Source organism: Brucella sp. BE17, assembly GCF_039545455.1.
GTDB lineage: Bacteria > Pseudomonadota > Alphaproteobacteria > Rhizobiales > Rhizobiaceae > Brucella.
This window is the reverse complement of the sequence record NZ_CP154467.1, coordinates 730,674-750,901: the sequence shown is the minus strand read 5'-3', so window position 1 is coordinate 750,901 and position 20,228 is coordinate 730,674. Positions and strand designations below refer to the sequence as shown.

Here is a 20,228-nt window from a genome sequence, read left to right as displayed (position 1 = left end):
CAGCGACTTTGCGGAGCAGATTTTGTGATCAGATTTATTTTTTAAATTATATTGTAGAAACATGTTTTTCCGGTGTTGACCATTTCCAATCTCACCCTTATGTTCCGCCCCACTTCCCGGGGTGATTTGCCCTTTGAGGGAGCGCGTAGCTCAGCCGGTAGAGCAACTGACTTTTAATCAGTAGGTCCAGGGTTCGAATCCCTGCGCGCTCACCAAAATCAATGACTTGGCCGATATTTAATCGAGACGTTCTTATAGATCGCTAATAATTTTAGCGTTTCGTTCAATTTTATTCGTTTTCAAATTTCCATATGTATCGTGACGGCGTTAGAAACTCGAACGCTACGATACCGTTTCTTCGTTAAAACGCCGCTTTTGCCAATATCTGTTACGTAGACGGGGAGCGATAAACCAAGCGATGAAGGGGCTGGTTACGACACTTATACCGACCGTAACCGGAAGCAGGTAAGCGGCTTTCTCCGCCAGGCTGGGAATTGATAATACAGTTATGGCCCCTACGCCGAAAACAACAGCGTTGACCATCAAACTGAGCAGGGCAGTAATTTGAAAACGGACTGACATGGTGTTCACCTCCTTTTGATTTAACGTCTTGTTGCATCCGGAGTTCCAATGTCAGAGGTGGATGAGAGAAATATAGGCGGCCAGAATTCTAAACGCTATAGGGATAGTGACACCGAACATAATCAAGGTGTCGCAGGGGCGTTAGGCGAGGGGGGCCTTCGTCGGCTGGCAAACGTGCTGCAGCGCTTTCCAAAAATTGCATGAAGTTTACCATGAGTGGGAACCAATAACGTGCTGCATCGTTTATGAGAGACAGAAATTCCAAGGAGGAACATATGTTTAAAGGCGGTCTCTTATGGCTTATCGGAATTCCAATCCCGGTGGTTTTGGTCCTATGGCTTTTAGGCTATCTTTCATAAATAAAATAGTCTGGCCTAATTTGAACACAATGTCTGATTATCTATTTCAGTTAACGGTTTTGCTTAAGAGCGCTGGAACTACTTGTCGCTCGCAGAACCTGCATCGTTTTAGCTTTTGACCACGGATGTACTGGCAGAGGTAACGAGACGATGATGAGGAAGGTCGGTGCATTTTGCCCCGGCCTTTTTTATTGTGAGTGTTGCAGAAAACAACGAAGTATCGATGCGATAGCCGGAAGAACATATGAGGCGGGCGATCTCTAGAAATCCAGAGAACGATAGATGCCTCAACGCCCGCTATGATCACGAAAAACTTTTTCCATCAAGTGTCGATGTCTTAGAGAAGCTTGAGGAGTGATGATCCCGACAGCTCTCACAAACTGCGCACACGTGTTCTTTCGCCTGTTACGCAATTATGAGCTTGATTGTCAGCCAAAGAACCCGCGGCGGCTCTAACTCTCGCAGTCGCATAACATGGATTATGGAACTAAACTATTCAGTAAGATAAGCTTTCTTATTGCAGCTCACAACGATCAAAGCGCCATAGCTCGTCCAATTGATGTTTTCCAAAGTCCTTAATCTTTAGCGCTTATGCGCAACATAGAGATGGCCGGATACTGGTATGCTTTGTTCGCTACGCACAGTGATATTCTCACAGCGCAGGCATTGCATTCCATGCGCCTCCAGTTGAGCAGTTACATAAGCCTGCGCGTGTGCGAAGCGTTGATAATCGCCAACCATGAAGGCGCGGCCAGCAAGCCGGTCGTCATCCAAAGTTTCGCTTGAAAAGCCGAAATAGCCGCCACGCTCCAGATGCGCTGCCACACCGGCAAAGAAACGTTTCAGTTCACCCATATAGGGCAAAACGTCGGTTGCAACGATCAAGTCCCATGCGTCTTCGGCAGTGCTTTCCAGAAACCGCACCGCCTCGCCCACGAAAAGCGCGTCGTAATCGCCTTTCTCAAAAGCAACCTCGATCATGTTTTCGGAAATATCCACGCCGGTTTTGTGCGCCGCCAGATCATCGAGCGCATCAGCGGAAAGTCCTGTGCCGCAGCCAAGATCGAGCATACGCTGCCGGTAAAAGCTGTCGTCGATTTCCAGCAAAATTTCGCGCAACTGTAACGGCACGTCATAACCGAGCTGGTCGACAAGGATTGTGTCAAACATTTCCGCATGCTGATCGAAAAGGGTTGCCACGTAAGCGTCCGGCGCTTTTAATGGTACCGCGCCGCGTCCCATACTAGCAAGTCGCACTGCCGCACCACCGTGATCGTCTGGATCAATGGCGAGAACTTCTTCATAGGCCTTTGCAGCAGCATCGAAATCGCCGGATTTTTCCAGTGCCAGAGCCCGGTCATAAGCCTCCGCGAGCGCATCCTCGTCAAATGACTGATTATCTTTATGAGACATATATTTATTCCGGTTCTTTAACGCTTCCGAGTTTTTTGGCAATCACCGCACAGGCCATCAACTGTATTTGATGAAACAGCATCAGCGGCAATACGATGCTGCCGACGCTGGCACCTGCAAATATGGCGTTAGCCATTGGCGCACCACTGGCAAGGCTCTTTTTCGAGCCGCAAAACAGGATAGTTACGCGGTCGGGGCGATTGAATCCCAACCATTTGCTACCATACCATGTTGCAAGCAGAACAATAACCAGAAGCAGGACATCAATGCAGATCATCATGCCAAGGTCTTCCCACGACACGCTGCGCCACAGACCTTCGACGATTGCTTCGCTGAAAGCGAGATAGACTACCATCAGGATTGATCCACGGTCGACGAAACTGAGCGGCCTGCCGTTTCTGCGCATGAAGTCGCCGATCCAGGGCTGCAATATCTGGCCAAGAACGAAGGGAGCCAGCAGTTGAAGCAGGATTGATTCAAGGGCGTCGAGCGAGATACCCCCTCCTCCGGTATTAACCGCCAAGAGTAGACCCACCAGAATTGGGGTGAGAAACATGCCAAAAATATTGGAGGCCGAGGCTGAAACGATTGCCGCCGAGACATTGCCGTGCGCCATCGAGGTGAAGGCGATTGACGACTGGACAGTGGAAGGGAGTACACAGAGATAGAGGATCCCGGTATAGAATGCTGATTTTGCCAAGCCCGGGACAGCCCATCCGGCGAGAAGCCCTAGCAAGGGAAACAGCACGAAAGTCGATGCAAGCACCGCCAGATGCAGCCGCCAATGCGTTACACCGGCAATGACTGCCTCACGCGAAAGCCGTGCTCCATGCAGGAAGAACAAAAGTCCGACCGCGATCTTGGTGGCAAGTGCAAACCACGTGGCGAATTCTCCCTGTACAGGCAATATGGATGCCAGCAGGATCGTCACGATCAGCATGGACGTGAATTTATCCGGCAAAAATCGCATTCTCTTATTCCATCCCATTCGGCACGCGATCAGAATCGCGTGCTGTATCGTCCCGGTAGATCATATTGAAAGAAGCTGCGGTAGCCTCATGTCACGCGAACCGTTTCCATGAGCTGCGCGGGCGTTTCGTGCTCACTCGTAGCCGTTCGGATTCTTCGACTGCCAGTTCCACATATCCTGACACATTTCACGTAAGTTTTTTTCCGCGGACCAGCCAAGGAATTGTTTGGCAAAGGCCGGGTCCGCATAGCATTCGGCCACATCGCCAGGTCGGCGCGGTGCAATCTCATAATTGATCTGACGGTTCGAGACATGCTCAAACGCCTTGACGACATCCAGAACGCTGTATCCCTGCCCCGTTCCGAGATTGACAGAAAAGCATTGCGGATCTTCCAGTTTTTTCAACGCCTTGAGATGGCCTGCTGCCAGATCGACGACATGGATATAATCGCGCACACCCGTACCGTCCGGTGTGGGATAATCATTGCCCCATATGTTGAGCTTTTCACGGCGTCCGGTTGCAACTTGCGCGATGATCGGCATGAGATTGTTGGGAATACCCTTGGGGTCTTCGCCAATCAGCCCGCTTTCATGCGCACCGACGGGATTGAAATAGCGCAGGATCGCAATGGCCCAGCTCTTGTCGCCGTTATAGAGATCGCGCAACATGTCCTCTATGACGAGTTTTGTGCGGCCGTAAGGATTGGTGGCGCTAAGTTGCTGATCCTCGGTGATGGGCAGCTTTTGCGGATCACCATAAACGGTGGCAGAGGAGCTGAAAACGAGCTTTTTTACCCCGGTTGCCTCCATGGCCTGCAAAAGCCTGAGCGTACCGAGCACATTGCAATCATAATAATGCAGCGGCTTTTCACTTGATTCGCCCACCGCCTTGAGGCCAGCAAAATGGATCACACCGGTGCATTTATGGCGCGTGATGACCTGCTCAAGAAAGCTACGGTCACGAATATCGCCCGGCTCGCGGATGGGCGCGCGCCCGGCGATCTTCTCGATGCGATGCAGTGCTTCCGGATTGGAGTTGTCGAAATTATCGACCACCACCACATCGTGGCCTGCCTCTATCAGCTGGACGCAGGTATGGGAACCGATATAGCCGGCGCCACCAGTCACAAGAATTGTCATCGTTCAGATATCCACTTGTTGAACATGCCGCCCCAATGTGCGATCCCGGGTTGACTATGCAAAATCGACAACAGACTGCAAGCCGCGCCGGGCGATTTCTTCGAAGCTGCCCACTGGATTAACAAAGTCTGGCTGATTAACACAGTCTGATGGAGCGCAGATGAAACCTTCCCGCAATATCGACCGCCTTCTTGAAATAATGAGGTCACTCCGCGATCCCCAGACCGGTTGCCCGTGGGACGTGAAACAGGATTTCCGCTCAATCGTACCCTATACGCTTGAAGAGACCTATGAAGTTCTCGACGCTATCGAGCGCGATGACATGGACGACTTATGCGAGGAACTGGGCGATTTGCTGCTTCAGGTCGTCTTTCATGCCCGCATGGCGGAAGAACAAGGCAGTTTCGATTTCGGCGATGTAGTGCAGGCGATCACGCACAAGATGATCCGCAGGCACCCGCACGTATTCGGTGATGAAGAAGCCCGAAATGCAGGCATGGCCAAGGGGGCATGGGGCCGCATAAAAGCGCAGGAAAAGGCCGAGCGTGCCGAACGACGCGCAAAGCTTGGTCTTGACACGAATGAAAGTACTGGTTTTCTCGACGACATTCCACGCGCCTTCCCTGCTCTGCTTCGCGCCTTGAAATTGCAGCAGAAGGCGGCGAAAGTCGGTTTCGACTGGAGCGAGGCAGCGCCGATCCTCGACAAGATTGCCGAGGAGACGGTCGAGTTGAAGGAAGCAATGGCTGAAGGCAAAAAAACTGAAATCCAGGAGGAATATGGCGATCTTCTGTTTGCTATGGTCAATCTCGGTCGACATCTGGAACTGGATCCCGAAATCGCACTGATCGCGGCAAATGATAAATTCCGGCGGCGTTTTCACTTCATCGAAAAAGCGCTCGATGAAACCGGCAGCAGCCTTGAGGCGGCAAACCTCGATGAAATGGAAGATATCTGGATCGAGGCCAAGCAAAAGGGTTTATGAGCTATCCGACATTTCAAGCGTGGGAGACCGCCAATCGGGCGAAAGCTCGAATAGACGTAAAAACCCTGTCTCTCCGCTTCGTGTGAGGCGCAACGCGCGATTTTCGCTCATACGACTGACCCAGCCCAGAGCGAGTGAGCGATCAAGCAAGGCGGCCCCCAGCCATCCGGCTAAATGGCGCCGCCGCTCGCTCCAATCGAGGCAGGTCCGGCACAGCGGCCGTTTGCCGCGTGTGGCATTCTCCAGTTCAAGACCAAAATCACAGAAAAACCGTCGTCCCTCATCCGTAACAAGCCCTGCGCCGTCACAAAGCAGAACATAGTGTTTTTCTGCCAGCCCATCCGCAAGGGCTACAGCGAGGCGCCCTGCCATGTGATCGTAACAGGTGCGCGCAAGCCGCAAGGCTTGGTCTTTCGGTCCAACCGGATGATAACGCTTGGGTCCTGTTGCGGCTAACGTCATAAGTGCATGAACCGCCTCTGCAACTTCGGATGAAGCAATGCGATAATAGCGGTGGCGCCCCTGTTTTTCGACGCTAACCAGTTTTGCTTGCGTAAGCTTTGCAAGATGTGCGCTCGTTGTCTGGGGCGTCACGCCAGCATAGCGCGCCAGTTCTCCCGCAGTCAGAGCCTGTCCGCCCATTAGCGCTGAAAGCATGTTTGCGCGTGCTGCATCACCGATAAGGCTTGCAACCTCGGCAATGGTATTCCCAGAAACGATATTTGCCATGGTTAGAATCTATCAGTCCGCTCTTACGCTGTCTGCAAGCAATAGTTCGCTCGCCATCGAAGCATTCTGTTCCAGATTTCAATTAAGCAGTGTTGGAAAGACGCAATAAGAATGGATGCGAAATGACTCACAAGACGAGAATGGCGAAGGAACTATTGCTGCTTTTGTTCCTTTCGGGGCTTTGGGGCGCGTCCTACAGTTTTATTAAAATCGGCGTGGAGACCATTCCGCCAATCACGCTGATTGCCGCCAGAACCCTTATTGCGTCGGCTATCCTTGTTTTCGTTCTTTATATGCGCGGTTTGAAATTGCCGCGAGACGGCTTGATATGGAGACGCTTTGCATTTCAGGCCTGTCTCAACAGTGTGCTGCCTTTTACGTTGATTGCCTGGGCTGAGCGCACGGTCGATGCGGGACTTGCGACTATTTTGAACGCAGCCTCTCCGATCTTCACGTTTTTGCTTACACTTCTGCTGACACGGCACGAGGCCGTCACGAGCCGCAAACTCTTCGGTGTGGTTGTTGGAGCTATGGGCATATGCCTCATCGTCGGCATGGAAGCGTTTACAGGCGTCGGAAAGGATGCAGGAGCACAGCTCGCCATTCTTGTAGCAACCGTTTGTTATGCGGGAGCGGCTATTTTCGGCAGGAATTTCGCGGGTATGGACCCGATGATCCCAGCCGCCGGATCTCTGTTCTGTGGAACAATGATACTCATTCCAGCCAGCATTGTTTTCGACCATCCCTGGTCGTTGGTGCCAAGCCCGCGTTCGCTCTCGGCCCTCCTCGCCCTGTCCGTTTTTTCAACGGCGCTGGCGCTGGTCATCTATTTCCGGCTTGTACAAACACTCGGGGCGATCGGCACAACGGCGCAAGCCTATCTTCGGGTGCCGATCGGTGTAACTATCGGGGTCTTATTCCTTGGTGAAACATTGACTTTAACCGCATGGCTTGGACTGGCCTGCGTGGTAGCGGGCGTTATCGCCATGACGCTTCCTGCCAGGAACAAGGCAAAGGAATTATGATTTGTCCCACGTCCACATCGGGCGTGCCATCTGATAAACGCTTTGTGTGGTCGCATAATCCATATAGCCAAGGCGCGACACAGGCTTTACCTTTGTCATATCGACCAGCCCATCGGTCAGAATACGCTCATCGATGTGCACACCAACGACTTCACCGATCACCATATAATTGTCGGTCAGGCGCGCCTGCCTGTCTTGAAGACGCCTGACCTCGACCGCCACGCATTCAAGCGCGGCATAGGCTTGTCGCACCCGTGGCGCTGCAACCAGCTTTGAGGGTGCCGCCTCAAGCCCGGCAAGCTCGAACTCATTGACACCCCGTGGCGCGTTGACCGACGACGCATTCATCTGTTCCTTGAGATTGTCGCTGACCAGATTTGTGGTGAATTCGCCGGTTTCTTCAATGGCCGCGAGGCTATCCTTGAGGCCGCTTGAAGAAAACATCACCATCGGCGGCGTATCGCAGATGGCATTGAATAAGGAATAGGGCGCGAGATTGACGGAGCCGTCCTTCGACCGCGTCCCGATCCAGCCGATCGGACGTGGGGCCACAATCGCCTTGAACGGATTATGGGGCAGCGGGTGGCCTTTTTCCGGTTCATAAAACACCCGCTTAATCCTCGCCTTCGTCCTGCCATGGGCCGGAATAATCGGAAACGATCTTGTCCATTTCAGCGCGCGGACGCTCAGGCATCGTGTTTTCGGCGCTGCCGATATGAACGAACCCGGCTATGCGCTCGTGCGGTGCCAGGCCTAAACAAGCCCGAGACTGCGCGTCGTCAGAGTACCAGTTGGTGATCCAGTTGGTGGCATAGCCGAGCGCATTGGCGGCAATGCACAGATTCATGGCAACCGCGCCTGCCGACAAAAACTGTTCCCACTCGGGAATGCGTTCATGTGCAACCGGTGAGGACACGATCCCTATCACCAGTGGTGCGCGTGAAAAGCGGTTTCTTTCCTGCTCTTTTCGTCCGTCCGGTAAGGGGCCTTCGCGTTCTTCGGCGCGTTTTGCCAGAAACTCCCCTACCCGATTCCGGGCATCGCCGCGGTAAAGAATGAAACGCCACGGCGTAAGGCGTCCATGATCGGGAACGCGTGCGGCAACCTTGAGAAGTGCGGCAAGCTCCTCCCCTTGCGGAGCAGGTTCCTTGATTGCTGTAATAGGGGTGGAACTGCGCTTTGCAAGAAAATCGAACACCGGGTGCGTCACAGCAAACCTCATCGCTGAATTTCATAACTGCCTTTGCCTGTCACAGCGCTGTCCCATTGTCAAAGTCTGGTGGGCATTAAGTGGTGAATGGATAAAAAATGCTCCCCTGCCGGACGATTTGGCCTTGAATTCGCCACCGGCTTAGGCTCAAAAAAGCTATGCTGGTTTTGATTGATCCCTTTCGCGTAAGATTCCCCCGCCCCTGTCTGGGCGGAAAGCTTACGATGGCATTGATGGCTGCGATGATCGCCGCGCCATCCAATGCCCAGATCGTTGATCCCGCCGCCGGAACCAATATGGCGGATCCAACCCTGGCTCTCCCGCCGATCACGCCATATGCGTCACCGTTGAGCCCCGCGAACAATCCGCTTGTTCAAAGGCGCGAACTCGATCTGAAGGCGCGGCTGACTGAAAACGGCAACGATATTCCGACCGGATTGGTCTGGCGTGTTTTTTCTCCAACTGTCGGGACGGATGGGCAATTGCCGCTGGTGGCGAGCGCGCAAGGCGGCAATGCCCTCTTCGAATTACCCGAAGGCAGCTATCTTGTTCATGTCGCCTATGGCCGTGCTGGCGCTACCAAGCGGATAACGCTCGGCAATGGCATACGCCGTGAAATCATGACACTCGATGCGGGTGGTATGAAGCTCAGCGCCTTGCTTCCCGATGGCGGCAAGATCAAGGATGATCTGCTGCGGTTTTCCATCTATGCGGATGAAGACAATAACGAACGCTCACTCATCATTCCTGACGTCAAGCCAAATGCTATTGTCCGGCTTAACAGTGGCACCTACCACGTCGTGTCAAATTACGGCTCCGCCAACGCCACCATCCGCGCAGACATTCGAGTGGAAGCAGGCAAGCTTACAGAAGCGACCGTGCAGCACCGCGCTGCCGACGTCACATTGAAGCTTGTGCGTGAACAGGGCGGCGAGGCACTCGCAGACACTTCCTGGTCCATCCTCAATACATCCGGCGACGTAGTGCGCGAAAGCGTCGGTGCCTATTCGTCGGTGGTGCTGATCGAAGGGGATTATGTCGCCATCGCCAAGAACCGCGATCATATCTATCAGCGGGATTTCAAAGTTTCGTCAGGCCAGAATGGAGAAGTCGAACTTATCGCCAGCAGCGAATTTGAAGCGCCTGACGATAGCGTAGATTAAACAATGAGCATTAATTATTGAAAAGGCCGCGCTTTTGGCGCGGCCTTTTGGTTTGATATGATCAGCTTGCGTTTTTAAGACGGATGAGATCAGGCGGCGTTGCCTCTTCGACAAGCCGGGTAATTGCATCCTCAAGCGACAGCGATTCCTGATCGCGTGAACCAAGACGGCGCATATTTACCGTCTTTTCCTCGGCTTCGCGATTGCCGCAGACGAGAATGACCGGCACCTTCTGGAGCGAATGTTCGCGCACCTTGTAATTGATCTTCTCGTTGCGAAGGTCGGTGACAACCTGAAGACCGGCGGCTTTCAGTCTGGCGGCTGTTTCCTGCGCATAGTCGTCGGCATCGGACGTAATGGTTGCGACGACGACCTGCACCGGTGCGAACCATAGCGGCATATGGCCGGCAAAGTTTTCGATCAAAATACCAAGAAAACGTTCCATCGAACCGCAGATCGCGCGGTGGATCATCACCGGTTGGCGTTTTTCCGACTCGTTATCGATATAGAAAGCACCAAAACGTTCAGGCAGATTGAAATCGACTTGGGTGGTGCCACATTGCCATTCGCGACCAATGGCGTCTTTGAGTGTATATTCAAATTTCGGACCGTAGAAAGCACCCTCGCCCGGCAAAATGCCGGTCTTGATGTCGTCCGACTGCTGCTGGATTTGTTCCAGCACCTGCGTCATGACGCTTTCGGCACGATCCCATAACTCATCCGAACCGACGCGCTTTTCCGGGCGCGTAGAAAGTTTAATCGTGATGCCCTCAAAGCCGAAATCCTTATAGACGGAAAGGATCAGGTCGTTGATGCGAAGGCATTCTGCCGCCATCTGCTCGTCGGTACAAAAGATGTGTGCATCGTCCTGCGTAAAGCCGCGAACGCGCATCAATCCATGCAATGCGCCCGATGGCTCATAGCGATGCACGTTTCCGAATTCTGCAAGCTTTATAGGTAGATCACGATAAGACTTAAGACCATGCTTGAAGATTTGCACATGTCCGGGACAGTTCATCGGCTTCAATGCAAAGACGCGCTCGTCTTCGGTTTCGTCGGCTGCAACGGTCACTTTGAACATGTTATCGCGATACCAGCCCCAATGGCCGGAAGTTTCCCAAAGCGACTTGTCGAGCACCTGCGGTGCATTGACTTCCTGATAGCCATGGCTGTCGAGACGACGGCGCATATAGCTCACCAGCGTCTGGAACATCTTCCAACCCTTGGCATGCCAGAAGACCACACCCGGACCTTCTTCCTGAAAATGGAACAGGTCCATTTCGCGACCCAGCCGACGATGATCGCGCTTTTCGGCCTCTTCAAGCATATGCAGATAGGCCTGAAGGTCGTTTTCATTGGCAAAAGCTGTGCCATAGATGCGCGTCAGCATCGGATTGTTGGAATCGCCGCGCCAGTAGGCGCCAGCGACCTTCATCAGTTTGAAGGCATTACCGATCTGGCCGGTGGAGGCCATATGCGGCCCACGGCACAGGTCGAACCAGTCGCCCTGATAATAGATTTTCAGGTCCTGACCTTCGGGAATAGCGTCGATCAGCTCGACCTTGTAGCTCTCGCCCTTATCGGCAAAAACCTGCTTGGCCTTTTCGCGCGTCCATACTTGCTTGGCAAAAGACTTATTGCGTTGAATAATCTCACGCATTTTCTTTTCGATCACCGGCAGATCGTCGGGCGTGAACGGCTCATTGCGTGCAAAATCGTAATAAAAGCCGTTTTCGATTACCGGGCCGATGGTCACCTGCGTTCCCGCAAACAACTCCTGTACGGCTTCAGCCAACACGTGGGCGCAGTCGTGACGGATGAGTTCCAGCGCACGCGGGTCTTCACGGGTCAGAATTTCTATCTTGCCGGAGGCGTCCAGCGGATCGGAAAGATCGCGCACGGTACCATCAACGGCATAGGCGACTGCTTTTTTAGCGAGTGATTTGGAGATCGATTCGGCAAGGGCTGCGCCCGTCATCGATGCATCATAGTCCCGGGATGAACCATCGGGAAATTGCATGGAAACGATATTCGACATTTCGTTCGTCCTCATCCAGTCCCGCCAACGATCGCGGGTGGTTGTTATTCAAGAATTTAGGCCAAGTTTTATGAAAACCGCTTCTAGTCGCTTTTGCCGGGGCAGTAAAGCGCGACCAAAAGCCCACTCCTGAGCCATCAGGGATTATCCCTTGATCGCAAGACAGGCGATATTCTGGCGCTGCAACTGTTGGCAGGCTTTACCGGCTGTCGCCTGATCCTTAAAGGAGCCGAAGCGTATGCGATAGATCGTGCGACGCTTGCCGGCAGGTGAAATCTCACCTTTCAGACCATGCACGACCTTATCAACCGCCGGGCGCAGCTTTTGTTGCAACGCTACAGCACCCTTGCGATCTTGCGTTGCAGCAAGTTGGATTTTCCACGGCGCGCCTGCCGAGGCGATCAGATCGCCCCCGTCACCCTGCTCGATATGCGAATCGTCAATCAATTGTGCCACGGTATCTTTTGTCGGCTTGCTTACGAATATCGCTTTTGTGGGCTTAGCCATTGCAACCAGCGTATCTGTGTCGGCCTTGCCATAACGCGTCAGCAATTTCGACATCTGAGCATCCCGTTCGCTGGATGACCCAGCACCCAGCACGACACCAACCAGATGCTTACCGTCGATAATTGCCGATGAAACAAGATTGTAGCCTGACACGTTGGTGTAGCCGGTCTTGATCCCGTCAACACCGCCATAGCGATACATGAGATTGTTATGCCCGTTGCGGACCCGTCCGTTATAGGTGAAGGAGCGTTGTGAAAACAGCGCATATTCCTGCGGAAAATCGCGGCGCAAGCTCATCCCCAGAACAGCCATATCGCGGGCGGTGGTCAGTTGCGTCACATCGGCGGTCAAACCGGAAGGATTGGCAAAAAATGTGCTCTTCATGCCGATCTGTCGTGCGCGCTGCGTCATCAGGCGCCCGAAACCCGCTTCCGATCCGCCCAGATATTCGCCCATCACCGTTGCCACATCATTGGCGGAAACGATGATCATCGCATTGACCGCATCGCGTACAGAAATTGTCTGACCTTCCTTGAGCCAAAGCTTCATACGCACTTTCGCCGCTGCATTTTTCGAAACAGGCATTTCTTCATCCCAATGAATGCGCCCGGTCTTCAGAGCTTCAAACGTGAGATAAAGCGTCATCATCTTGGCAAGAGATGCGGGCGCGCGCTGAACATGAGCGTCATCCTGCCCAAGGATTTGGTTGCTGTCGGCGTTAAAGACCACCCATGATACTTTGGCCATTGCAGCAGAAGAATAGAGAACAGTTGTTCCCAATGCGACGGTCGCAACGAAACGTGCAATACGGGATGGCGTTTTCAGCATGATGGCTCGCGGAAAAGGGACGTTATTGCGGATGGATGTGAAGGCAAATTGCGGCCTGAAAAAGACCATTGCTTCGCCTTGTTCTCTATCCGCCATCAAAACGCGATATCGTTAATGAAGTCTGACTTTTATCCAAATAAATGGTCGTTATTCAGTGGGATGCGAGGTGCGCCAATAGCGCCACGGCAAATACCATTTCATATGCTGCCCAAGTTCGCGCGGCACAGGATCAAAACCATGGCTTCCGAATGGCCCGCAGCGCAAAACGCGGAAAAAGCCCATCCATCCGCCACTCCACAAACCATGGCGCGCAATTGCCTCATACGCAAATTCCGAACAGGTGGGCAGATGACGGCAGGAATTACCGATCAGCGATGATAATGTAAGCTGATAAGACCGCACGACGGCAGTGCCAAGCATCCTGCCCGGTGTCTTACGCCAAGGCTCGGTAAAATTGCGGCTATAAGCCGGCTTCTTTTGTACCGGATCAGCCGAATGATCTTTGCCGCAGGAACACATTTTAGTCTCAGGCCGCTTCCGCTTTTTCTTCGACTTGCCGGATGCAATCGGCCACCGCATCAAAGGTCAAAAGCGTGGAAGCGTGGCGCGCGCGATATTCACGCACCGGTTCAAAATATTTCAGATCCTCAAACCGCCCTTGAGGTGCCGGGCCATTTTCTTTGAGCATGGCATACATCGTCTCACGCACGCGCTTGAGTTCATCTATGGTAGCGCCCACGATATTGCGCGCCATAATCGACGACGATGCCTGCCCCAAAGCACAGGCCCTCACCTCATGCGCAAAATCGGTAACCACGCCATCAGCTATTTTCAGATAGACTGTTACGGTTGAGCCGCATAGCTTGGAATGCGCCTTCGCCATAGCGTCCGGCTCGTCAAGCGTGCCCAGTCGTTCTATATTGCCAGCGAACTCCAGAATGCGTTTGTTATAAATATCGTCGATCATAAGGGCGAACCTTTCGCCTGGTGGTTTGATTCCAACATTTGCTTCCCTTTAACCCACCCATGAGAGCAAATGTTGGGCTCTTAAAAGCACTAGCCAAGCTTATGTTTCTAGTGGATTTTTCGAATTTGACATTTGAAAGAGTGATCGTGGTATCAGGGATACAAATGTCAAATTCAATCCACTAGTCGGGAAAAACAAAAATTTGATATCCCGTTGCGGTTTGTAGTTGCAATTTACACACTATATAATAGGCAAGTGTTGGCTACGCAAAGGGCATTGGTTCACATTGACGCGCTAGCCATCGCAAAACTTGTCCGGCTTGATCGCCGGATCAATACATCGCCCGCCCCTAAAGCGTATCGTTGTATTGTCCGTTTAACTCGTCTCCTCCTTGAAGGAGACTACTGGAGAATACCGATGGACGCGCGCATCCTCGAAAAAAATGATGAGACCGGCCTGCCTTTCGATCAGCAGACCAACGTGACACCCCTCCATGTTAAACCCAGCCAGGCAGATGCCGAAGCCGCAATTCGCACGCTTCTGCTGTGGACGGGTGATAATCCCGAACGCGAAGGTCTTCTGGAAACGCCCAAGCGTGTTGCAAAGGCCTATAGCGAGCTTTTTGCCGGCTATGCCGAAAACCCTGAAGACGTACTTGGTACCGTATTCGAGGAAGTCGCCGGTTATAATGATCTTGTTCTGGTGAAAGACATTTCGTTTTTCTCGCATTGCGAACATCATATGGTGCCGATTATCGGCAAGGCGCATGTCGCTTACCTGCCGGATGGAAAAGTGGTGGGTCTTTCCAAAATTGCCCGTGTTGTCGATATTTTTGCGCGCCGCCTTCAAACACAGGAAAGTATGACAGCGCAGATCGCCGACAGCATCCAGCGTATTCTCAAGCCGCGTGGCGTTGCCGTGATGATCGAAGCCGAACACATGTGCATGGCCATGCGCGGTATCCGCAAGCAGGGCTCAACCACCATCACCACAACTTTTACGCAAGGACTTAAAGACAAAGCACATGAGCAGGTTCGCTTTATGTCGCTGGTGCGCGGATAGAAAGCATGAGCATGGTTCCATCACAGTCCTCTGACAAGAAGATGTTGGAAGAAGGCACGGTTTTCATACCGCGCTTCGATGGTTCGGGTTTGATCACCGCGATCGTCACCGATGCACGGACTGGCGAATTGCTGATGGTCGCACATATGAACGAAGAGGCGTTGCGCCTGACACTTGAAAGCGGCATTGCGCATTACTGGTCACGTTCGCGCAACACCCTTTGGAAAAAAGGCGAGACTTCCGGCAACTTGCAAAGCGTTGTGGAATTGCGCACCGACTGCGATCAAGATGCCTTATGGCTAAAAGTCCGTGTCGCGGGCGATGGACCGACCTGTCATACCGGCAGGCGTTCCTGTTTCTATCGTCAGGTTATTTCCGAAAACGGCTCAGCATCACTTGAAATGGACGCCGACTGCAATCACGATCATTGATCGCCTTCAAGACCTTGTGATGCCGCAAATACTCCATTGCCTTTAATTTGCGGCATTTATTCTCTCGATAGTTCGTCTCTGAGCAGCATTTTCCGCTGAAATGCGAGTACCTGCTCATTTTAGGCCAGCGCCGTTTTGAAAAATAGCTGCGCATTGCCGCTAAACATGGTTTAGTTTGATATAAAAGACGAGGTGTACATCGTGGTGTTGACTTGGGGGGCAAGGCGAAAGACGGTCAATGCGGATGCCGAATTGCCTGCTCAGGAAATATTAGAAAAGCCCGAAATCAAACGCGAACCGCGCAAGATCGCCTTGGCGCTCGGTGGTGGGGCTGCACGCGGCTGGGCGCATATCGGCGTTTTACGTGCGCTTGACGAGGCGGGGATTGAAATCGACATGATCGCCGGTACATCCATCGGCGCGCTCGTCGGTGGATGTTATCTCGCAGGCAAGCTTGACGAGCTGGAAGAATTTGCCCGCGGCCTTACGCGGCGGCGCATGTTCAACCTCCTCGACCTAACCTTTCGCGGCAGCGGCCTTTTCGGCGGCATGAAACTCGATGGGCGTCTGCGCGAACATCTCGATGGTTTGCGCATCGATGAACTGTCTCGTCCGTTCGTCGCTGTCTGCACCGAACTGCATACCGGACATGAAATCTGGCTGTCCACGGGTCCGCTTGTCGATGCGATGCGGGCTTCCTATGCCCTGCCCGGTGTCTTTGAGCCGGTGCGCTGGGACGGGCGCGTGCTTGTGGACGGTGCCCTCGTCAATCCGGTGCCGGTTTCGGTCTGTCGCGCTTATGAGCAGCGCCTCGTGCTCGCAGTCAATCTGCACTATGATCAATATGGTCGTGCTGCGGTCATCAAACATGCACAGGCACGTCAGGAAGGCTTGCCTGTCGCCGTTCGCGGTGAGAAGGAAGCGCGATTGGGAATTACCGGGGTAATGATGGAAGCCTTCAACATCATTCAGGACCGGATATCGCGGGCACGTATGGCAGGCGATCCACCGGATATGTCGCTGATGCCGGTTGTCGGCCAGGTTGGCCTTGCAGATTTCCATCGTGCATCAGAGGCAATTGAAGCGGGCTATGCCGAAACCATCAAACGGCTTGAGGATATCAAACGCCTTCAGGGTATAGCGGGCTAAACTCTCAGTTTGTCCGGACAATACAGAATCACTATTCATGCTCTTGCGCCGCCTCAGAAGAGCGAATTTTTGACCGTCATTGCCCATTCATAAAAGTTTTAGCTGCTAAAATTCCTCAACAAATCGCGTCTGCTGACGGCTGCAGTCGCTCTGATCGGCGTTACAGCGAAGTTTTTGAGATTCTTTTATAAAAAGATTGGCTGATCTTGACGATTAGGCTTGTGCACCTCAAACTGATTTGCTAAATGCCCCTCGCCGACGATGTTCGGCTCCTACCACGGGCGGTCGTGGCGGAATTGGTAGACGCGCAGCGTTGAGGTCGCTGTGGGGCAACCCGTGGAAGTTCGAGTCTTCTCGACCGCACCAACTTATCACTTGTAAATCAGTGATTATATTAATTTATTCAAATAGTTATCACAGGTTTGGTTGTTAGGAATTCCCTCACCTGACAGCCCAAAACACCCATTGATTTTATTGATTAATCCCACTTCTGCCCTTCACCTTTTTCTTGCCAATCATCGCCCCTCATCATCATCCAGAATCACTATTGACTCTTCTTGATAATGAGAACATTTATAGAACATCGGCAGCGGCAAGCCATCAACCAAAGACACATCAGGGGTGAAAGTGTCTGCTTTAACGGAGCAGAGAATGAACGCGCTTGCCGCGCTGGTATGACCGTACCCGATGGTCAGAACCCCGGCCACATCGCGATAAGCCGTGGTCTTCAATCCTTCCCATTGTTTGACGAGCGAAAGCCCCGCCGCGTTGATGCGTCGTGCCATTGTATTTCCTTTCAACAAAATTAAGAACGCCACTGCTTGAAATTAAAACATGACTATGTCAGACAGGTTTTTATCGAGTGTGCTCTATGGGGTCGTTATGTATTGGGTTAATGTCGGGCTGACGTCTTTAACATTAGCGATTGTTGCACCAGCAATAATTCTCATGATTATGGATATGAGTAATCCACGCTAATGAAACCCGTATCTTAACGGATGCGGGTTTTCTTTCGCCTCAATCAAGAGGCGGGTATCGCCACGATGCGTATTCATGGTGGATTTTCCTTTTAGGCAAAAGAAAAAGCCCCGCAGATGCAGGGCGTTATATTACATTTAGACGTATACGATATTAAGAATTATACTAGTTGATATTAAACGGCACGAAGTTCTGTTCGATCTTTTTTCACACTATCTATTGTATTCGCCGTTAAACTCCAAATTAGACCCTCTATTTCATCCAAGGGCAAACTCAAGTCTTTAGCTATATCATTTTTTGTAATTTTTTCTTTCCAAAGCAATGTCAATACTTTTTTCCATGCGGTGGAAGTTTCCCTTTCAATCCCCATCGGCTCACCCGATCGATACCCTCTTCGAGACAGTTCAATACAGATCGATTTGTACTGCCAATCAGAAAGAATTCCGAGTGAGTGCAGTCGATATGCCAGAGACATAGCAGATACTCGCCATCGAAATTTAGCCCTCAAGATGATATCGATTGTTACAGTTCCATGAATTTTTGCACGGACATCATCAGACGGCATAAGAAAAGCCGAAGCAAAGCGATCAGCCTCTCTTTCAAGTGATCTCACACCTTTTGGATCTCCATGTTTGTGCATGACCAAATGCCCAAGCTCATGAGCCGCATCAAACCGACTGCTTTCTGCTGTCTTGAAATTGTTGAGAAAAATAAAAGGTTTCCCTCCGCGCCAAAATGAAAAAGCATTCACTGAAGCTGTATTTTCCGACAACGAAAAAAGCCGAATTCCCTTAGTTTCCAAGAGCCCCAGAATGTTACCGATTGGTTGCTGCCCTATACCCCAGTGCTGGCGAAGATAAGATGCCGCGGCTTCTGGGTTGGCTTCATGTGACATGTCCAATATGTCAGGTTCTGGAAGACCAAAGCGTTCTTCAACCCAGTTATTAAGAAGCAACCCAAGCGATCCAGCGAATACAGAAGCGTCACGTTCACGGGCAGTCATTTTCGAAAAAGAACGAAAACTCACCGCTCCTAAATCGATTTCCTCAATTTCTTCACCGGTAAAAAAATCAGATGGATAGCCTAGGGCTTTGGCCATCTTGTCGATGGTCTCTGGCTCTGGATTATGCCGCCCCTTTTCCAACCTGGTAATTGTATCAGCCCGAATACCAGCTTTTTCGGCCAACGCTTTAGACGTTAAGCCGCGCCGCGCCCGAGCCAAAGAGAGCCTTTTTGGATTAAACATTTCTTCTTACTTGCGTACAATTTCAGGTTCAAACCCATCAGCTACATCGTTTGCATCCAAATGCATTAACAATTCTATATCCACCACCTCGCGGATTAGAAAAATACGCTCAATGGCCGCAGTAAAGGTCTTTTTCTCAATAACTGGCCTTGTAAGTTCTGCACGTCCACAATCATCAACCATCAAGTAAAACAGAGAAAATCCACCTTTTGCGATGGGCGCAAAACTCTTAAGATCATCAAAAAGCATCGCACCGCCAGCACGCTCAGCCCCCGCCCCCTTTTCTGATCGAGGCTTTGGATAATTGAAACCACAAGCCTCATCAACATTCGAGAATGATATTTTAATTTGAAGATCATCATTTTTGATCGACTCTATTCCGTCTTGCCGATCAATTTTCCATAGATCACCAAGGAATTCCCGCCGAATGGCGGCAACCCCATGATGGTAAGAAAAGGTGCCTGCCGCATTCGATGGATGAAGATCCGTCGCGTTGTTACGTTCAACCACCGCCGCATGAACTGTGCGCACCAAACCTTCTCTTGTTAACCCCATCTCAGAAAGGCGGCTGTTAATCTCAGGAGCTTCAATATGAAATATCGTTTCGCTGTAGGTTCGCATCTAATAAAGCCTTGTCGATTTTTCTTACCTACATGTTGGTTAAAAAAATCGACACAGTCAAGGCCCTAATAGTTTCCAAACCAATTATCCCCACCCACCACATTACCGGCAAGCGCCGTGACGCGGACAGCCCATCCCTTCCTGTATCTCTGCCCTATCTCCCAATCGCGCACTGGCACATGGCCCCCGCCCACCAGTGCGTAGCCCCGGTATTTTTTAGGAGACTTACCGGGGCTTTTTTAATCTTTTCCGAATGTTCTTTTGACCGAACAGGCGTTAGGCTTTCGTTGGTTCACCTTAACAGCTTTGAAGGAGGCTGATGAATGTCGTTGATAATTAGGTTCACTTTATCTGCTTTAGCTGGCTCAATGTTCATCCACCCCGCGGTTGCGGCATCAACTTCGTGCACAGGGGTTGATCAAGAACTCACAAACCAACGTAAATCTGAATACGCAGAGATCATCTCAAGAAGCCTGGAAGGTAAGGTCAAGCCAGCCAAGGTCGAAGTCGATAGTTTTATGCAATCCGGTAACTGGACTGTAGTGTATGCCTCAACGCCTGTGGCCGATCCCGGTTATTTTTTCTTTGACAATTCCTCAGGCAAGCAGACGTTCAAAGATGTTTGGGCCGGTATGGCTGATGACGGCGACGGGCCTAAGCTGGTAGAATTTGCAAAGAAGCTTGGAGCAAATGAGAAAATCGCGGCTTGCTTCTCAAAGGTAGTCATGAGCGATTAAGTGTTTGAATTGCAATCCAGCACCGAGCCCGCCACCAACCCCGATGATAAGCAGTGTCGGGGCCTTCCTTTCAGGAATTAAAAACCGC

Annotated in this window: 20 protein-coding genes, 2 tRNA genes and 1 pseudogene; 9 read left to right on the top strand and 14 right to left on the bottom strand. The window is 51.7% G+C overall.

All coding sequences use genetic code 11. From position 1 onward, the window contains the following. Positions 1–139: 139 nt before the first annotated feature. Positions 140–215, top strand: a tRNA-Lys gene (locus AAIB41_RS03680). Between the two features lie 127 nt (positions 216–342). Here the strand turns inward: AAIB41_RS03680 and AAIB41_RS03675 are convergent. The 4 genes from AAIB41_RS03675 to galE form a co-directional block, all read right to left on the bottom strand. After that, positions 343–582, bottom strand: coding sequence for a hypothetical protein (locus AAIB41_RS03675; RefSeq protein WP_343314264.1), 240 nt, complete (start codon positions 580–582; stop codon positions 343–345). 941 nt (positions 583–1,523) lie between these two features. Further along, positions 1,524–2,354, bottom strand: coding sequence for a methyltransferase domain-containing protein (locus AAIB41_RS03670; RefSeq protein ID WP_343314263.1), 831 nt, complete (start codon positions 2,352–2,354; stop codon positions 1,524–1,526). Between the two features lie 4 nt (positions 2,355–2,358). After that, complete coding sequence (locus AAIB41_RS03665; protein ID WP_343314261.1) at positions 2,359–3,324, bottom strand: bile acid:sodium symporter family protein; 966 nt, start codon at positions 3,322–3,324, stop codon at positions 2,359–2,361. A 132-nt stretch (positions 3,325–3,456) separates the two neighbouring features. Next, positions 3,457–4,464: a UDP-glucose 4-epimerase GalE gene (galE, locus tag AAIB41_RS03660; protein ID WP_343314260.1), complete on the bottom strand. Its 1,008-nt coding sequence runs from the start codon at positions 4,462–4,464 to the stop codon at positions 3,457–3,459. 160 nt (positions 4,465–4,624) lie between these two features. On the opposite strand from galE, the gene mazG reads away from it, so the two are divergent. Next, entirely contained in the window at positions 4,625–5,449 is an 825-nt protein-coding gene (mazG, locus tag AAIB41_RS03655; RefSeq protein WP_343314259.1) for a nucleoside triphosphate pyrophosphohydrolase, read from the top strand. On the opposite strand, the gene AAIB41_RS03650 is transcribed toward mazG, so the two are convergent. Next, the gene (locus tag AAIB41_RS03650) at positions 5,444–6,178 is read right to left on the bottom strand and encodes a helix-turn-helix transcriptional regulator (RefSeq protein ID WP_343314258.1); all 735 of its coding nucleotides are present in this window, start codon (positions 6,176–6,178) and stop codon (positions 5,444–5,446) included. The two genes, mazG and AAIB41_RS03650, sit on opposite strands and share 6 nt — an antisense overlap. 122 nt (positions 6,179–6,300) lie before the next feature. On the opposite strand from AAIB41_RS03650, the gene AAIB41_RS03645 reads away from it, so the two are divergent. Next, complete coding sequence (locus AAIB41_RS03645) at positions 6,301–7,203, top strand: EamA family transporter (RefSeq protein WP_343314257.1); 903 nt, start codon at positions 6,301–6,303, stop codon at positions 7,201–7,203. Here AAIB41_RS03645 and AAIB41_RS03640 read toward each other — a convergent pair. After that, the gene (locus tag AAIB41_RS03640; RefSeq protein ID WP_343314255.1) at positions 7,198–7,812 is read right to left on the bottom strand and encodes a flavin reductase family protein; all 615 of its coding nucleotides are present in this window, start codon (positions 7,810–7,812) and stop codon (positions 7,198–7,200) included. The two genes, AAIB41_RS03645 and AAIB41_RS03640, sit on opposite strands and share 6 nt — an antisense overlap. Before the next feature lie 4 nt (positions 7,813–7,816). Next, positions 7,817–8,413 (bottom strand): nitroreductase, encoded by a 597-nt coding sequence (locus AAIB41_RS03635; protein ID WP_343314798.1) that lies wholly within the window; start codon positions 8,411–8,413, stop codon positions 7,817–7,819. A 224-nt stretch (positions 8,414–8,637) separates the two neighbouring features. On the opposite strand from AAIB41_RS03635, the gene AAIB41_RS03630 reads away from it, so the two are divergent. Further along, entirely contained in the window at positions 8,638–9,576 is a 939-nt protein-coding gene (locus tag AAIB41_RS03630) for a hypothetical protein (protein ID WP_343314254.1), read from the top strand. A gap of 61 nt (positions 9,577–9,637) precedes the next feature. Here AAIB41_RS03630 and thrS read toward each other — a convergent pair whose 3' ends face one another. From thrS to AAIB41_RS03610, 4 genes are all read right to left on the bottom strand, one after another. Further along, a complete protein-coding gene (thrS, locus tag AAIB41_RS03625) occupies positions 9,638–11,614 on the bottom strand; it encodes a threonine--tRNA ligase (RefSeq protein WP_343314253.1) in 1,977 nt (658 codons plus the stop codon). 144 nt (positions 11,615–11,758) lie between these two features. Further along, complete coding sequence (locus AAIB41_RS03620) at positions 11,759–12,949, bottom strand: D-alanyl-D-alanine carboxypeptidase (RefSeq protein WP_343314252.1); 1,191 nt, start codon at positions 12,947–12,949, stop codon at positions 11,759–11,761. A 147-nt stretch (positions 12,950–13,096) separates the two neighbouring features. Continuing rightward, the gene (yidD, locus tag AAIB41_RS03615; RefSeq protein WP_343314251.1) at positions 13,097–13,468 is read right to left on the bottom strand and encodes a membrane protein insertion efficiency factor YidD; all 372 of its coding nucleotides are present in this window, start codon (positions 13,466–13,468) and stop codon (positions 13,097–13,099) included. Between the two features lie 7 nt (positions 13,469–13,475). After that, positions 13,476–13,916: an iron-sulfur cluster assembly scaffold protein gene (locus tag AAIB41_RS03610; RefSeq protein ID WP_343314250.1), complete on the bottom strand. Its 441-nt coding sequence runs from the start codon at positions 13,914–13,916 to the stop codon at positions 13,476–13,478. Positions 13,917–14,333: 417 nt separating this feature from the next. Between AAIB41_RS03610 and folE the strand changes: the two genes are divergently transcribed. From folE to AAIB41_RS03590, 4 genes are all read left to right on the top strand, one after another. After that, positions 14,334–14,978 (top strand): GTP cyclohydrolase I FolE, encoded by a 645-nt coding sequence (folE, locus tag AAIB41_RS03605; RefSeq protein ID WP_343314249.1) that lies wholly within the window; start codon positions 14,334–14,336, stop codon positions 14,976–14,978. 5 nt (positions 14,979–14,983) lie between these two features. Further along, on the top strand, positions 14,984–15,409 hold the full coding sequence (gene hisI / locus AAIB41_RS03600; protein ID WP_343314248.1) for a phosphoribosyl-AMP cyclohydrolase: 426 nt from the start codon (positions 14,984–14,986) through the stop codon (positions 15,407–15,409). 201 nt (positions 15,410–15,610) lie between these two features. After that, positions 15,611–16,558 carry a patatin family protein gene (locus tag AAIB41_RS03595; protein ID WP_343314246.1) on the top strand — a complete coding sequence of 316 codons (948 nt, stop codon included), beginning with the start codon at positions 15,611–15,613 and terminating at the stop codon, positions 16,556–16,558. A 281-nt stretch (positions 16,559–16,839) separates the two neighbouring features. Beyond that, positions 16,840–16,924: transfer RNA gene (locus AAIB41_RS03590), tRNA-Leu, on the top strand. 296 nt (positions 16,925–17,220) lie between these two features. Here AAIB41_RS03590 and AAIB41_RS03585 read toward each other — a convergent pair. From AAIB41_RS03585 to AAIB41_RS03575, 3 genes and pseudogenes are all read right to left on the bottom strand, one after another. Then, a pseudogene (locus tag AAIB41_RS03585) lies at positions 17,221–17,343 on the bottom strand (lysozyme); the annotation flags it as partial. A 368-nt stretch (positions 17,344–17,711) separates the two neighbouring features. Then, the gene (locus AAIB41_RS03580) at positions 17,712–18,782 is read right to left on the bottom strand and encodes an XRE family transcriptional regulator (protein ID WP_343314245.1); all 1,071 of its coding nucleotides are present in this window, start codon (positions 18,780–18,782) and stop codon (positions 17,712–17,714) included. 6 nt (positions 18,783–18,788) lie between these two features. Next, a complete protein-coding gene (locus AAIB41_RS03575) occupies positions 18,789–19,403 on the bottom strand; it encodes a hypothetical protein (RefSeq protein WP_343314243.1) in 615 nt (204 codons plus the stop codon). A 323-nt stretch (positions 19,404–19,726) separates the two neighbouring features. On the opposite strand from AAIB41_RS03575, the gene AAIB41_RS03570 reads away from it, so the two are divergent. Continuing rightward, the gene (locus AAIB41_RS03570; RefSeq protein ID WP_343314242.1) at positions 19,727–20,140 is read left to right on the top strand and encodes a hypothetical protein; all 414 of its coding nucleotides are present in this window, start codon (positions 19,727–19,729) and stop codon (positions 20,138–20,140) included. Positions 20,141–20,228 lie beyond the last annotated feature (88 nt).